This window comes from Kitasatospora sp. NPDC002227 (genome assembly GCF_040296285.1).
Classification (GTDB): Bacteria; Actinomycetota; Actinomycetes; order Streptomycetales; family Streptomycetaceae; genus Kitasatospora.
The window spans coordinates 1-14,328 of the sequence record NZ_JBEOWY010000027.1; the positions used below are offsets into that span (position 1 = coordinate 1).

At 71.8% G+C, this 14,328-nt stretch carries 12 protein-coding genes and 1 pseudogene; 9 read left to right on the top strand and 4 right to left on the bottom strand.

Features of this window, described 5'->3' with window-relative positions; translation table 11 throughout:
* Positions 1-117 precede the first annotated feature (117 nt).
* Complete coding sequence (locus ABT095_RS22920; RefSeq protein WP_350531337.1) at positions 118-495, bottom strand: DUF1844 domain-containing protein; 378 nt, start codon at positions 493-495, stop codon at positions 118-120.
* 458 nt (positions 496-953) lie between these two features.
* On the opposite strand from ABT095_RS22920, the gene infC reads away from it, so the two are divergent.
* The 8 genes from infC (at position 954) to ABT095_RS22960 (ending at position 9,590) form a co-directional block, all read left to right on the top strand.
* Positions 954-1,715: a translation initiation factor IF-3 gene (infC, locus tag ABT095_RS22925; protein ID WP_350531417.1), complete on the top strand. Its 762-nt coding sequence runs from the start codon at positions 954-956 to the stop codon at positions 1,713-1,715.
* 139 nt (positions 1,716-1,854) lie between these two features.
* On the top strand, positions 1,855-2,049 hold the full coding sequence (rpmI, locus tag ABT095_RS22930) for a 50S ribosomal protein L35 (protein ID WP_350531338.1): 195 nt from the start codon (positions 1,855-1,857) through the stop codon (positions 2,047-2,049).
* A gap of 109 nt (positions 2,050-2,158) precedes the next feature.
* Positions 2,159-2,551: a 50S ribosomal protein L20 gene (gene rplT, locus ABT095_RS22935; RefSeq protein WP_104815082.1), complete on the top strand. Its 393-nt coding sequence runs from the start codon at positions 2,159-2,161 to the stop codon at positions 2,549-2,551.
* A gap of 143 nt (positions 2,552-2,694) precedes the next feature.
* Complete coding sequence (locus tag ABT095_RS22940) at positions 2,695-3,555, top strand: TrmH family RNA methyltransferase (RefSeq protein ID WP_350531339.1); 861 nt, start codon at positions 2,695-2,697, stop codon at positions 3,553-3,555.
* A gap of 112 nt (positions 3,556-3,667) precedes the next feature.
* The gene (locus ABT095_RS22945; RefSeq protein ID WP_350531340.1) at positions 3,668-4,771 is read left to right on the top strand and encodes a sensor histidine kinase; all 1,104 of its coding nucleotides are present in this window, start codon (positions 3,668-3,670) and stop codon (positions 4,769-4,771) included.
* A gap of 152 nt (positions 4,772-4,923) precedes the next feature.
* Entirely contained in the window at positions 4,924-6,045 is a 1,122-nt protein-coding gene (gene pheS, locus ABT095_RS22950; RefSeq protein WP_350531341.1) for a phenylalanine--tRNA ligase subunit alpha, read from the top strand.
* Positions 6,045-8,558 (top strand): phenylalanine--tRNA ligase subunit beta, encoded by a 2,514-nt coding sequence (pheT, locus tag ABT095_RS22955; protein ID WP_350531342.1) that lies wholly within the window; start codon positions 6,045-6,047, stop codon positions 8,556-8,558. Before pheS ends, pheT begins: the two co-directional genes overlap by 1 nt.
* A gap of 204 nt (positions 8,559-8,762) precedes the next feature.
* Positions 8,763-9,590: a chitosanase gene (locus tag ABT095_RS22960; RefSeq protein WP_350531343.1), complete on the top strand. Its 828-nt coding sequence runs from the start codon at positions 8,763-8,765 to the stop codon at positions 9,588-9,590.
* Between the two features lie 136 nt (positions 9,591-9,726).
* Here ABT095_RS22960 and ABT095_RS22965 read toward each other — a convergent pair whose 3' ends face one another.
* Together ABT095_RS22965 and ABT095_RS22970 are read right to left on the bottom strand one after the other, a co-directional pair.
* A complete protein-coding gene (locus tag ABT095_RS22965; protein ID WP_350531344.1) occupies positions 9,727-11,238 on the bottom strand; it encodes an alpha/beta hydrolase in 1,512 nt (503 codons plus the stop codon).
* 240 nt (positions 11,239-11,478) lie between these two features.
* Positions 11,479-11,907: pseudogene (locus ABT095_RS22970) on the bottom strand (hypothetical protein); the annotation flags it as partial.
* Here ABT095_RS22970 and ABT095_RS22975 point away from each other — a divergent pair.
* On the top strand, positions 11,876-13,129 hold the full coding sequence (locus ABT095_RS22975) for an MFS transporter (protein WP_350531345.1): 1,254 nt from the start codon (positions 11,876-11,878) through the stop codon (positions 13,127-13,129). The pseudogene ABT095_RS22970 and the gene ABT095_RS22975 sit on opposite strands and share 32 nt — an antisense overlap.
* A gap of 59 nt (positions 13,130-13,188) precedes the next feature.
* On the opposite strand, the gene ABT095_RS22980 is transcribed toward ABT095_RS22975, so the two are convergent.
* On the bottom strand, positions 13,189-14,187 hold the full coding sequence (locus tag ABT095_RS22980; protein WP_350531346.1) for a phospholipase D-like domain-containing protein: 999 nt from the start codon (positions 14,185-14,187) through the stop codon (positions 13,189-13,191).
* Positions 14,188-14,328 lie beyond the last annotated feature (141 nt).

Here is a 14,328-nt window from a genome sequence, read left to right on the forward strand (position 1 = left end):
ATTAAACCGCAATATTTAAACTATTACCCTACCCGCGTCTTTTCCTTTGTGGGGGCCCATTTAAATGTTGGGGGGGGGGGGGCTCACCCCCCCCCCACCCCTTCTCCGTAGGTACGACTAGCTGTAGACCGGCCCGGTGAACTTCTCGCCGGGGCCCGCGCCCGGGGCGTCCGGGACGATCGAGGCCTCGCGGAAGGCCAGCTGCAGCGACTTCAGGCCGTCCCGCAGCGGGGCGGCGTGGAAGTTGCTGATCTCGGGGGCGCCGGCGGTGACCAGCCCGGCCAGGGCGGTGATCAGCTTGCGGGCCTCGTCGAGGTCCTTGTCGGCCGCGCCGCCCTCGGCGAGGCCGCACTTGACGGCGGCCGCGCTCATCAGGTGCACCGCGACGGTGGTGATCACCTCGACGGCCGGGACCTCCGCGATGTCGCGGGTGAGGTCGTCGAAGCCGATCTGCTCCTCGGAGAGGTCGGTCGGGTCGGTGGGCTGGGCGCTCAAGGTGGCTCACTCCGTCGGGGCTGGCAGAAGTACGCCACCCAGCGTACAAGCCCCGCCGGGCCCGCATTTTCAATACCGGCGTCCGTAGCGTAAGCTTCAAGACTGACCGGCCAGGAGCTCTCATGGGCACCCGGCCAGCAAGTGGAGGCTCCACTCAGGAGGCCCGACAGGGCAACCCGAAAGTCTCCCACCTGATCGGCCTCGCGGTCGACGGGTCTCCGGTCCGCGACACCGGCCCGCAAGGGCGCAGGAAGTCGCCAGCAGTGCCCCAGAGACAAGGGGTGCCGCTCTCCGGTTGTTGTGGAGCCCCGCCTGTAACCGAGCGGGGCTTTTTTCGTGTCGCGGTGCATACACACCGTAGGGCAGCGCAGCACGAATGAAGCCCCGCCCAGTGGTCGAGTCCACTACCCGCGGTCGTCCGACGGCCGCGGCGCAGAAGGTGCAACCAAGGAGGCCACATCAGCACCGAGCCCCGCATCAACGACCGGATTCGCGTCCCCGAGGTGCGACTCGTCGGTCCCAGCGGCGAGCAGGTCGGCATCGTGCCGCTTGCCAAGGCGCTGGAGCTTGCGCAGGAGTACGACCTCGACCTGGTCGAGGTCGCGGCGACCGCCCGGCCGCCGGTGTGCAAGCTCATGGACTACGGCAAGTTCAAGTACGAGTCGGCCATGAAGGCCCGTGAGGCGCGCAAGAACCAGGCGCACACGGTCATCAAGGAGATGAAGCTCCGGCCGAAGATCGACCCGCACGACTATGACACCAAGAAGGGTCACGTCGTCCGGTTCCTCAAGCAGGGTGACAAGGTCAAGATCACGATCATGTTCCGCGGTCGTGAGCAGTCCCGCCCCGAGCTGGGCTTCCGACTGCTGCAGCGGCTGGCGAACGACGTCCAGGACCTGGGCTTCGTGGAGTCCTCGGCCAAGCAGGACGGCCGTAACATGATCATGGTGCTTGGCCCGCACAAGAAGAAGACCGAGGCGATGGCCGAGGCCCGCGCGATCGCGGACGCCCGCAAGGCTGAGCGTCAGGGCCGCAACAGCGGCGCGGACGACCAGGCTGCGGCTGACGACGCGGCGCTCGAGGCCGAGAACGCCGCCGCCGAGGCGGAGGCCGACGAGATCGACGACATCGAGGAGGCCGAGGAGACCGCCGAGGTCACCGAGGTCGCCGAGGCTGCCGCCGAGGTCGAGAAGCCGGCCGAGACCACTCAGGACGCCTGAGCCCGCAGGGGTTCGCGCGGTCCGGGTGGACCGGCCACGACGGTGCAAGGGCGTCCTGCCCGGGCACCGAGGATCCATCCAGTTCCCGCCTCCGCAGTGATGCAGAGGCGGGAACGGACCGACGAGGAGATACGGCGACATGCCGAAGCAGAAGACCCACAGCGGCGCCAGCAAGCGCTTCAAGATCACGGGCTCGGGCAAGGTGCTGCGTGAGCGCGCCGGCCGCCGCCACTACCTTGAGCACAAGCCCACGACGCTGACCCGCAAGCTGGCCGGCACTGTCGAGATGGCCCCCGCCGACGCCAAGAAGATCAAGAAGCTTCTCGGCAAGTGATCGCCCTCCCGCGGCCCGCAAGGGACTCGCGGGGCAGCTGATCCTTCCCGACCCATTCGATTGACGGACCACGTGAAGTAGTCCGTGGTCCAACCCAAGGAGTAATGAAGTGGCACGCGTCAAGCGGGCAGTCAACGCCCACAAGAAGCGCCGGGTCATCCTCGAGCGGGCCAGCGGTTACCGCGGCCAGCGGTCGCGCCTGTACCGCAAGGCCAAGGAGCAGGTCACCCACTCGCTCGTTTACAACTACAACGACCGCAAGAAGCGCAAGGGCGACTTCCGTCAGCTGTGGATCCAGCGCATCAACGCTGCGGCCCGTGCCAACGGCATCACCTACAACCGCTTCGTGCAGGGTCTGAAGATCGCGAACGTCGAGATCGACCGCAAGATGCTGGCCGACCTCGCCGTGAACGACCCGGCCACCTTCGCCTCGCTCGTCGAGGTCGCCCAGAAGGCGCTCCCGGCCGACGTCAACGCCCCGAAGGCCGCCGTCGCCGCCTGAATCCGCCCCTGACCGCCCGGTGACGGGCGGAAGGTACGGATTCGGTGCCCGCTGAGGCACCAAGCTTTCCTCGGCCCCGCAGGCGCTCCGTCTGCGGGGCTGAGCGCGTTCCACCACAGAGACGCTCACCAGAGAACGAGAGCATGCAGAGCACCGACACCCCCCTGCTCACCTCCCTGCGTTCGCCCCGCGTCATCGCCGCCCGCAAGCTGGCCCGGCGCAACCAGCGGAGCAAGGAGCGGCGCTTCCTCGCCGAGGGCCCGCAGGCCGTCCGCGAGGCGGTCGCGTACGGGCGGCCCGCCGGGTCGAGCGAGCACGTGGTGGTGGAGGTCTACCTCACGCCCGAGGCGGCCGAGCGGCACACCGACATCACCGAGGCCGCCCTCGCGGCCGGGCTGCCGGTGCTCACCGCCACGGACGAGGTGATCGCCGAGATCTGCGACACCGTCACCCCCCAGGGCATCGTGGCGCTCTGCCGCTTCCTGGACACCCCCTTCGAGGACATCCTGGCCGCCCGCCCGAAACTGGTGGCGGTCCTCGCGCACGTGCGCGACCCCGGGAACGCGGGCACCGTGCTGCGCACCGCCGACGCGGCCGGCGCGGACGCCGTGATCCTCACCGACGCCTCGGTGGACCCGTACAACCCGAAGGCCGTCCGGGCTTCGGTGGGCAGCCTGTTCCACCTGCCGTTCGCCGTGGGGGTGCCGGTGGAGGAGGCGGTCGGGCGGCTGCGCGCGGCCGGGGTGCGGGTGCTGGCCGCCGACGGCGCGGGGGAGCGGGACCTGGACCAGGAGCTGGACGAGGGCACCCTCGGCGCGCCGGGCGCGTGGGTCTTCGGCAACGAGGCCTGGGGCCTGCCGGAGGAGACCAGGGCGCTGGCCGACGAAGTCGTCAAGGTGCCGATCCACGGCCACGCCGAGAGCCTCAACCTGGCCACGGCCGCCGCCGTCTGCCTGTACGCCTCCGCGCGCGCCCAGCGCTCGCCCGGCGGCTGCCGGACGTGAGCCCGACCTTGCCCCCGCCGGTCCGGCCTCTCGCCTGCAGCAGTCGAGGGCGCTAGGGTCGGACAGTGGGGGGACGTACACAGTGGGTAGTGGGTTACTGGGGAGGACGCCCATGGTCGGCTACGGGTCCGAGTGGCACCCGGACGACCTGCCGGACGGTCTGGTGGTCGCCGACCGTTCGGGCGAGGTGGTGTGCTTCAACGCGGCCGCCGCCCGCCTCACCGGCATCCGCGCCGCCGTCGCCCTCGGCACGCCGTTGGACCACGCGCTGCCCCTGGAGGACCTCGACGGCCACCGCTGGTGGCAGCTGACCGACCCGTACGGCGGGTTGGCCATCCGCAGCGGGCAGCCGGAGCGCAACCTGCTGCTGCCCGGGGGCCGCGAGGTGCTGGTCTCCGCCCGGTACGTCCGGGAGCGGCCGCTCGGGCCGGTCGAGCGGGTGGTGGTGGCGCTGCGCGGCACCGAGGCCCGGCGGCGCACCGAGCGCGGGCACGCCGAGCTGATCGCCACCGTGGCGCACGAGCTGCGCTCGCCGCTGACCAGCGTCAAGGGCTTCACCAAGACCCTGCTCGCCAAGTGGGAGCGGTTCACCGACGAGCAGAAGCGCTGGATGCTGGAGAGCGTCGACGCCGACGCGGACCGGGTGACCCGCCTGATCGCCGAGCTGCTCGACATCTCCCGGATCGACGCCGGGCGGCTCGAGCTGCGCAAGCAGGTGGTGGACCTCGCGGGCGCGGTGCGCCGGCACGTGGACGGCAAGGTGGCGGCCGGCTGCCCGGCCGAGCGCTTCGACATCCGGACCACCGAGCCGCTCACCCAGCTCTGGGCCGACCCGGACAAGATCGACCAGGTGCTGGCCAACCTGCTGGAAAACGCGGTGCGGCACGGCGAGGGAACTGTCACCATCGAGGTGGCGCCCGCCAAGGAAGTGGTCGAGGCCGCCCACTGGGAGCGCCCGGGCACCCCGCCCCGGGTCATGGAAGGAACGGCAGTCACCGTGAGCGACGAAGGCACCGGCATCCCCGAGGAGTCGATGCCGCGCGTCTTCACCCGGTTCTGGCGGGGCTCCAAGCGCGGTGGCACGGGCCTCGGCCTCTATATCGTCAAGGGCATCGTCGAGGCCCACGGCGGCACCATCCGGATCACCCGCGCGCCCGGCGGCGGCGCCCAGTTCCGATTTATCCTGCCCGCGGGCGTCCCTGACTTCATGCTCTGACCGTCTCACGAGGTCATTCGAGCGACAGGCGTTACGCGGGCTGCGACTACACTCGTCCTTTGGCGTTGCGCGACGCCCTGGCGCGGCGTGGCCGCGGGAGGCGCGAGCCCATACCTCGGCACAACACGAGCAGGAGCACGGGAAAGATAGAGATGTCCGCACCCAACAAGTCCTACGACCCGGTAGAGGTCGAGGCACTGAAGCCCGAAGAGGTCGAGCGCGCCCGGGACGAGGCCGTCGCGGCCTTCGCCGCCGCCGCCACGCTGGAGGAGCTGAAGGCGGCCAAGGTCGCCCACACCGGCGACCGCTCGCCGCTGTCACTGGCCAACCGCGAGATCGGCGCGCTGCCGCCGCAGGCCAAGGCCGCCGCCGGCAAGCTGATCGGGCAGGCCCGGGGCGCCGTCAACCAGGCGCTGGCCAAGCGCCAGGTCGAGCTGGAGGCGGAGCGCGACGCCCGCGTGCTGGTAGAGGAGGCGGTGGACGTCACGCTGCCGTACGACCGCACCCCGCGCGGCGCCCGCCACCCGCTGACCACGCTGGCCGAGCGGATCGAGGACACCTTCGTGGCCATGGGCTACGAGGTCGCCGAGGGCCCCGAGGTCGAGGCCGAGTGGCTGAACTTCGACGCGCTCAACCTGCACCAGGACCACCCGGCCCGCTCGATGCAGGACACCTTCTTCGTGCAGGCCCCGGACGGCTCCGCCGACTCCGGCGTGGTGCTGCGCACCCAGACCTCCCCGGTCCAGGCCCGTACCCTGCTCGACCGCGAGCCCCCGGTGTACGTGGTCTGCCCCGGCCGGGTCTACCGGACCGACGAGCTGGACGCGACGCACACCCCGGTGTTCCGCCAGGTCGAGGGCCTCGCGGTGGACGAGGGCATCACCTTCGCCGACCTCAAGGGCACCATCGAGCTGCTGGTCTCGAAGCTGATCGGCGACGGCCTGGAGCTGCGCTGGCGGCCGTCGTACTTCCCGTTCACCGAGCCGAGCGCCGAGATCGACCTGCAGTGCTTCGTCTGCCGCGGCGAGAGCATCGGCAACCCGGACCGGCCGTGCCGCACCTGCTCCTCCGAGGGCTGGATCGAGCTCGGCGGCTGCGGCGTCGTCAACCCGCGGGTGCTGGTCGCCTGCGGTGTGGACCCCAACCGCTACAGCGGATTCGCCTTCGGCCTGGGCCTGGAGCGAATCCTGATGAACCGCCACAACGTCGCCGACATGCGCGACATGGTCGAGGGTGACGTCCGCTTCACCCTCCCGTTCGGGATGGAGATCTGATGCGCGTCCCGCTTTCCTGGCTGCGCGAGTACGTCGACCTTCCGGCGGGCGAGACCGGCCGTGATGTCGCCGCCCGTCTCGTCCGGGCCGGCCTGGAGGTCGAGACCGTCGAGCAGATCGGCGCCGACCTCAAGGGCCCGCTGGTGGTCGGCCAGGTGCTCTCCATCGAGGAGCTGTCCGGCTTCAAGAAGCCGATCCGCCACTGCTTCGTCAACGTCGGCGACGCCAACGGCACCGGCGAGCCGCAGGAGATCGTCTGCGGCGCGACCAACTTCGCCGTGGGCGACAAGGTCGTCGTGGTGCTCCCGGGCGCCGTGCTGCCCGGCCCGTTCCCGATCGCCGCGCGGCAGACCTACGGCCACACCTCGGCCGGCATGATCTGCTCCGCCCGCGAGCTCGGCATGGGCGACGACCACAACGGCATCATCGTGCTCCCCCCGGAGTACGAGCCCGGCACCGACGCGATCGAGCTGCTGCAGCTGGTCGACGAGGTGCTGGACATCGCCGTCACCCCGGACCGCGGCTACTGCCTGTCCATGCGCGGTGTGGCCCGTGAGGCCGCCGCCGCGTACGGGCTGCCGCTGGCCGACCCGGCGCTGCTCGACGTGCCGCCGGCCAACTCCTACGGCTACCTGATCAAGGTCGCCGACCCGGCGGGCTGCGACCGCTTCGTGGCTCGCACCGTGACCGGGGTCGACCCGGCCGCGCAGTCGCCGATCTGGCTCCAGCGCCGCCTGCAGAAGGCGGGTATCCGCCCGATCTCGCTGACCGTGGACATCACCAACTACGTGATGCTCGAGGTCGGCCAGCCGCTGCACGCCTACGACCGCGACCGGGTGGACGGCCCGATCCAGGTCCGCCGCGCGGCGGAGGGCGAGATCCTCACCACCCTCGACGGCGTCAAGCGCACCCTCTCCGCCGAGGACCTGCTGATCTGCGACAACACCGGGCCGATCGGCCTGGCGGGTGTCATGGGCGGCGCCTCGACCGAGATCCTCGACCCGGTGCTGGACCCGGAGACCGGTGAGGTCGTCGGCTCGACCGAGATCATCATCGAGGCCGCGCACTTCGAGCCCGTCACCATCGCGCGCACCGCCAAGCGGCACAAGCTGCCCTCCGAGGCCTCCAAGCGCTTCGAGCGCGGGGTCGACCCGGAGGCCGCCCGCGCCGCCGCGCAGCGCGCCGTGGACCTGCTGGTCCTGATCGCCGGCGGCACCGCCGAGGCCGGGGTCACCGACATCGCGGCCCCGCACCCGCTGCGGACCATCGCGATCGACGCCGACCTGCCGGACCGCGTCGCGGGCACCGAGTACGGCCGCGAGACCGTCACCCGGCGCCTGCAGGAGATCGGCTGCACCGTCGCGGGCGCCGACATCCTCGAGGTCACCCCGCCGAGCTGGCGCCCCGACCTGACCGACCCGTACGACCTCGCGGAGGAGGTCATCCGCCTCGAGGGCTACGACAACGTGCCCGCGCGGATGCCCACCGTGCCGCCGGGCCGCGGCCTGACCGAGGCGCAGCGCTTCCACCGCCGCACCGGCGTCGCGCTCGCGGGCGCGGGCTACGTCGAGGTCAACAACTACCCGTTCCTCGGCGAGGCCGCGTTCGACGCGCTCGGCCTGGAGAAGGACGACGAGCGCCGCCGCACGGTCAAGCTGGTCAACCCGCTGAACGACGAGGAGCCGGCGCTGCGCACCACGCTGCTGCCGGGCCTGCTCGGCGCGCTGCGGCGCAACATCGGCCGGGGCAACACCGACCTGGCCGTGTTCGAGGCCGGCACCGTCTTCCTCCCCAAGGAGGAGCTTCGGGTGGCTCCCCGCCTGCCGGTGGACCGCCGCCCGAGCAAGGAGGAGCTGGCCTCGCTCAACGCGGCGCTGCCGCACCAGCCGCGCCGGGTCGCCGTCGCGCTGGCGGGCGAGCGGCTGCCGTCCGGCTGGTGGGGCAAGGGCGCCGGCGCGAGCTGGGCGGACGCCATCGAGGCGGGCCGCACCGTCGCCGCCGCCGCGGGCGTCGAGCTGACCGTCCGGTCGGCCCAGCGGGCGCCGTGGCACCCGGGCCGCTGCGCCGAGCTGCTGCTCGGCGACGTGGTCGTCGGGTACGCCGGTGAGCTGCACCCGCGGGTCACCAAGGCGCTGCACCTGCCGGAGCGCACCAGCGCGATGGAGATCGACCTGGACCTGCTCTTCGCCGGCGGCGAGCAGCGGGTCAGCGGCCCGGCCGTCTCCGGCTACCCGGTCGCCACCCAGGACGTCGCGCTGATCGTCGACTCGGCCGTCCCGGCCGCCGAGGTGGAGGCCGCGCTGCGCCACGGCGCGGGCGAACTCCTGGAGGCCATCCGGCTGTTCGACGTCTTCACCGGCGAGCAGGCGGGCGAGGGCAAGAAGTCGCTGGCGTACACGCTGCGCTTCCGTGCCACCGACCGCACGCTGACGGCCGAGGAGGCCTCGGCCGCCCGCGAGAGCGCGGTGGCCGAGGCCGCCGCCCGCACGGGCGCGGTGCTGCGCGGCGCGTAGTCGCCGACGCTGGTCAAGTGAGGGCCCTGCCCCCGGAGTTGTCCGGGGCAGGGCCCTCTGCCTGTTCGGGCATGGACAGGACACAACAGGGCCCTTGCGGAGAGAGTGGGTTGGGCGCTTCAATCTCCTCAAGCCAAGTTAGGAAACTTTCCTAACTTCCCTGGGTGGTACCCCCGTGCCACCGTGACGGAAGACGGAGCGCTCATGCACGCGCAGCACCGCACGGCCCGCCTCGCCCTGGCGATCGTCCTCGCCGCCGCCCCCCTGTCCGTCGCCGTGGCCGGCGCGGCGAACGCCGCCCCGGTGAGTGTCCGGGCGAGCGTCGGTCTGGACGACCCGCACAAGAAGGAGATCGCGATGGAGCTCGTCTCCAGCGCGGAGAACTCCTCGCTGGACTGGAAGGCGCAGTACAAGTACATCGAGGACATCGGCGACGGCCGCGGCTACACCGCCGGGATCATCGGCTTCTGCTCCGGCACCGGTGACATGCTCGATCTCGTCCAGCACTACACCGACCTCAAGCCCGGCAACGTGCTGGCCAAGTACCTGCCCGCGCTGAAGAAGGTCAACGGCAGCGCCTCGCACTCCGGCCTCGGCACCCCCTTCACCAAGGACTGGGCCACCGCCGCCAAGGACACCGTCTTCCAGCAGGCCCAGAACGACGAGCGCGACCGGGTCTACTTCGACCCGGCCGTCAAGCAGGCCAAGGCCGACGGCCTGCGCGCGCTGGGCCAGTTCGCGTACTACGACGCCATCGTGATGCACGGCCCGGGCACCGACAGCGACAGCTTCGGCGGCATCCGCGCCGCCGCCATGAAGAAGGCGAAGACCCCCGCCCAGGGCGGCGACGAGGCCACGTACATCAAGGCCTTCCTGGACGCCCGCAAGGTGGTCATGAAGAAGGAGGAGGCCCACAGCGACACCAGCCGCGTGGACACCGAGCAGCTGGTCTTCCTGAACGCCAGGAACTTCGACCTCAACCCGCCCCTGAAGTGGAAGGTCTACGGCGACCCGTACAGCATCAACAGCTGAACCACCAGGGCGGGGGCGGCTGTTGGCCGCCCCCGCCGTACTGCGATGATGCCGGGGGATCAACGCAGCACGGCGGGCGGGTGGGGGTGTACCCGTGCCCCGGCGGCGCCCGCCCGGCGTGATCCGAAAGAGAGGCCTAGCTCCCGGTCGGCCCGCAGCGGTGGTCCTGCGCGGGCAGCCGGCCGGTGGTCAGGTACCGGGTGACGTCGGCGTCGGCACAGGACGGGCCGGCCACCAGGACGCCGTGGCCCTCGCCGCCGTTCACCGTGACCAGCCGCGCGCCGTGCAGCGCCCGGCGCATGCCCTGCGCCGTGGCCAGGGGCGTCTGCGGGTCCCACTCGTTCTGCACGATCAGCGCGCCGACCCGGTTGTCCACCGCGGTGGCGGGTTCGATCGCCGCCGACTTCCAGAACGCGCACGGCTGGATCCCGGCCGCCAGGTCACCGGCCAGCGGGTAAGCCGCCCGGTCCCGGACCGCGTCCCGGCGGTACTGCTCAGGGTCGCGCGGCCAGTTCCGGGTGTCACCACAGGTGACGGCCCAGGCCATGGCCACGGCGTTGTCCGCCGGGGTCTCCGCTGCCGTGCCCGCCCCGGCCTCCTCCTCCGCCGCCCCGGGGGCGGCCGGGGCCGGCGGCCCGCCCGCGGCGGCGGCCTTGAGCGCGGCGATCCAGGGCGTGACGGTCGCCGGTGAGACGAAGGCGGGGTACTCGGTCCGGATGCCGCCGCCGCTCAGCGCCTTGCCCGTGGTCGGCACGGGCGTGCGGTCGGCAAGGGCGATCAAATCCCAGAAGGTCCTCCGGACTTCGGCCGGGGTGGCGCCCAGTCCGTACGTGGCGTCGCGCGCCGCCGCCCACTCGGTCCACCGGGTGAAGGCGAGCTCGGCCCCCGGCGCCCACGCCCGGAACTGCCCCCGCCACACCCGCGCGGGGTCCACCGCGCTGTCCAGCACGAACCGGTCCGAGCGCCCGGGGAACAGCTGGGTGTAGACGGCGCCGAGGTAGGTGCCGTACGAGAGCCCGTAGTAGGAGATCTTCCGCTCCCCGAGCGCCGCCCGCACGATGTCCATGTCCCGCGCCGTGTTCCGGGTGGTGAGGTACGGCAGCACGTCCCCGGCCTTCGCCCAGCACTTGTCGGCCACCGAACGGGCCCGCGCCACGTCCTGGCCGAAGGCGGCCGGCGAGTACGGGTGCAGGACGGTCTGCTCGTCGGCCGTCAGGCCGCAGCCGATCGGCGAGCTCCGCCCGACCCCGCGGGGGTCGAACCCCACCAGGTCGAACTGCTCCCGCACCTGTGCCGGGAGCACCGGCGCCAGGTCCACCGGCAGGGTCAGCCCCGGCCCGCCCGGCCCGCCGGGGTTCATCAGCAGCACGCCGTGCCGCTCCTGCGGCTTCCCCGCCTTGACCCGCGATATGGCGAGGTCCAGCTGCCGCCCGCCCGGATCGCCGTAGTCCAGCGGGACCTTGACCTTCGCGCACTCGAACGTGGCGGGCTTCCCCGGGTCGCACCGCTCCCACCGGAGCCGCTGCCGGTCGTAGCGCTGGAGCGGATCACCCGCCGCGGAGGCCGTCGCCGGAGTCAGCCCGGCCAGTACGGCTGCCACCGCCCCCACCGTCAGTGCGGGAATCGTCCGTCGGTGTCGCAGTGCCATGCAGTCCTCCGGGAGGGAGTCGGGGTCGGGGAGTGCCTCCAGTCTCCGACCCGCCGACCCGGCATCCCGTACGGCCCGGGGACGGATCGGCGCCCCAACTTCCGGCGTATGCAGAGCCACTGACGTACGACCGGAGTCTCACGACCCGTCACCTGGGCCTCAGGGTGATCCCCCATCAGGCGACGGCAGGCCTGCGGCCGACGCCCCCGGGGTGATGGGCCCACACCGCCGCCGGATCCCCTAGGGGGTGCCGGTCCGGGTGCCCCAGGCGGGGCCGTCCTGGCCGGCGGCCTGCAGGCGCAGGCCCGCCAGAGCCAGGTCCAGGACGGCGAGGAACTGCTCCCGGTCGTCGTGGCCGTCGAACACGTCGACGATGTCGTGCAGGAACGGGTGCTCCGCGGGATCGAGCGCCCGCCAGGTGTCGGCGTACTGCCGGAGGTACTCCTTCCGCCCGACCGTGCCGTCGAGCACCGCCGGGGGCGGATCCTGCCCCAGGTCGTCGGCGCTGCTGACCACGACGCCGACGACGGCCGACACGGCGTGGAACCGCTGCCGCGGCGTGAGCGGGAGCCGGAGGGCCTGCCGGCCGAACTCCTCGTAGAGCCGCAGCGAGTTGCTCGGGACGTCGATGTTGCGCATGACGCGCGATCCCAGCCAGGGGCGGTCCACGTCGATGGCCGACCGGCTCGGGCGCCGCCGGGTGCTGCTGGTCGGACTCGCGGCGTTCGGTCTGACGAGCCTGGCCGTCCTGGCCGTCACCGGCACCGGGCAGTTGATCGCCCTGCGCGCCGGGCTCGGCGTCGCCGCGGCGGCGATGGCGCCCATCACCAACTCGCTGGTGTTCCGGCTGTTCGACGACCAGGCGCTGCGGATGCGCGCGATGACCGTGATGATCGTCGTCGGCATGTCGGGTTTCGTCCTCGGTCCGCTGCTGGGCGGCACCGCCCTGGCCCACGTGCGGTGGCAGTGGCTGCTGCTGGTCAACGCCCCGATCGCCCTGGTCGCGGCGCTCGGCGTGCGGCTCGGCGTCCCCGCCGACCGGCCGGAGGACCTCACCCGGGACCGGCTGGACCTGCCGGGCGCCGTGCTGAGCGTCGCCGCCATCGGCCTCGCCTGCTACACGCTGACCAGCGGCGTCGACCACGGCTGGGCCGCCGCGGGCACCCTCGCGTCGGCCGGCGGTGCCCTGGCCGCCGGCCGGCTGTTCGTGCGGCACGAGCGCCGCACCGCCTCGCCGATGCTGGATCTCGGGCTGTTCGCCAACGGCACCGTCCGGGGCGCCACCATCGCCCAGACCGGCACGGCCATCGCGATGGCCGCAGTGATGTTCGGGCTGATCCTCCACTTCCAGTACGCCTACGGCTGGAGCCCCGTCCGGGCGGGCCTGGCGAACCTTCCGATCATCGTGACGATGATCGTCGCGACTCCGCTCTCCGAGTGGCTCGCCAGGCGGTTCGGCCACCGCACCGCCTGCCTGTTCGGCGCCGCCTGCCTGGCCGCCGCGCTGGCTGGTCTGGCCTGGGGCGTCTCCCACGGGTACGCCGCCGTCGCGGTCTGCATGGTCGTGATGACGGTGGGTCTGCGCACCGTGATGACGATCTGCGCCGTCGCGCTCGTCGAGGCGGTGCCGGAGAACCGCACCTCGATCGGCACGGCCCTCAACGACACCGCCCAGGAGGTCGGCAGCAGCGTCGGCACCGCCGTGGTCGGCACCATGATCGCCGCGCTGGTCGCCCCCCGACTGCCCGCCGGCGCCTGGGGAGACACCCTGGTGGAGTCGTTCTTCCACGGCGAGCGGATCACCTACGCCGTCCTGGCGGCGGTCGTGGCCCTGGTCACGGCGGGCGGGGCGCTCACCCTCACCGACTCCCGCAGTACCGAGGAGCACTGAGGAACGTGCACCGGCCGGGCCCCGGTCGGCAGGGGCCCGGCCCTTCGGTGCGGTACGGCCTAGTAGGGCGTGCCGTTCGCGAAGTCGGTGGCGAAGGTGGACTCGATGCCGGACAGCACGCCCGAGTCGCTGACGATCAGGCCGAGTTCACGGTTGTGGTTGAGGGAGTTGTCGGAGAAGTTCTCCGAGCCAGCGAAGACCTTGGCGGTGGTGGTGCCGTAGTCGGCCACGATCACCTTGGCGTGCACGTAGAGGCCGCCGGAGGAGGAGTAGGTGACCACCGAGCCGCCGGCGTTGACCACCTCGTCGAAGTAACTGCCGTAGCTGCTCGGGTCCATGCCGACCACCCGGACGGCCACGCCGCGCTGTTCGGCCGCCACGATCGCGTTCACCAGCGCAGTGTCGCCGAACTCCAGCTGCTCCAGGTCGAGGGAGTGCTGCGCGCCGTTGATCAGGGCGAGCAGGCGGCTCTGCGAGTCGGTGGGCGACCAGACCAGGTTGTCGCCGTCGGTGGGGGTGACGGCGGTCTTGGCGTAGTCGGCGGCGAAGACCCGCTCGATCGCGGCGACATCGGCGCTGTCGGTGTCGAAGACGCCGTAGTCGCGGTCGTTGGCGTAGTAGGTCGAGTCCAGGTTCCCGGTCATGACCAGGGACTTGGCGCTGTCCACCGTGACGGTCTTCTGGTGGGTGTAGACGAACGCCGAGGAGGAGTACGTCACGCCGACCCCGCCGGAGCGCAGGGTGTTGAAAGCCGTGCCGTTGACCGAGGTGTGCTGCCCGTCCAGGATCACCCGGACCTTGACGCCCGCCTTCTGCTTGGCGACCAGGGCGCTGGTCACGCTGGTGTCCCGCAGCTCGTACATCGTGATGTCGACCGAGGTGGCCGCCGTGTTGATGAAGCTGACCACGGCGTTGTGGCTCTGGTCGGGGAAGACGAGCAGCGAGTAGGTGCCGGTGGCGGCCTGGGCCGTGGTGGCGGTGACGGCGAGGGCCGCCGAGGCGAGCAGGGCACCGGCGGCGACAGCCGCGCGGCGAGCGGCAGCACTGATTCTGGGCATGCGTAACTCCGCTTCTGGAGCGGGCAGTTGATTCCCGAGATGCTCGGGAGCCCGAAGCCCGACCAGAATGCTCCGGTGCGGATATACGCGAGTAGACCCAGGAGGTAAATTCTTGACTGCGTAAGGCCAAAACCTGGCTGG

Bases quoted from the DNA above. Each gene is read 5' to 3' on its own strand.
- rpmI (WP_350531338.1), top strand. From the start codon at position 1,855: ATGCCGAAGCAGAAGACCCACAGCGGCGCCAGCAAGCGCTTCAAGATC.
- ABT095_RS22940 (WP_350531339.1), top strand. From the start codon at position 2,695: ATGCAGAGCACCGACACCCCCCTGCTCACCTCCCTGCGTTCGCCCCGC.
- ABT095_RS22945 (WP_350531340.1), top strand. From the start codon at position 3,668: ATGGTCGGCTACGGGTCCGAGTGGCACCCGGACGACCTGCCGGACGGT.
- pheS (WP_350531341.1), top strand. From the start codon at position 4,924: ATGTCCGCACCCAACAAGTCCTACGACCCGGTAGAGGTCGAGGCACTG.
- pheT (WP_350531342.1), top strand. From the start codon at position 6,045: ATGCGCGTCCCGCTTTCCTGGCTGCGCGAGTACGTCGACCTTCCGGCG.
- ABT095_RS22960 (WP_350531343.1), top strand. From the start codon at position 8,763: ATGCACGCGCAGCACCGCACGGCCCGCCTCGCCCTGGCGATCGTCCTC.
- ABT095_RS22965 (WP_350531344.1), bottom strand. From the start codon at position 11,238: ATGGCACTGCGACACCGACGGACGATTCCCGCACTGACGGTGGGGGCG.
- ABT095_RS22975 (WP_350531345.1), top strand. From the start codon at position 11,876: ATGACGCGCGATCCCAGCCAGGGGCGGTCCACGTCGATGGCCGACCGG.
- ABT095_RS22980 (WP_350531346.1), bottom strand. From the start codon at position 14,187: ATGCCCAGAATCAGTGCTGCCGCTCGCCGCGCGGCTGTCGCCGCCGGT.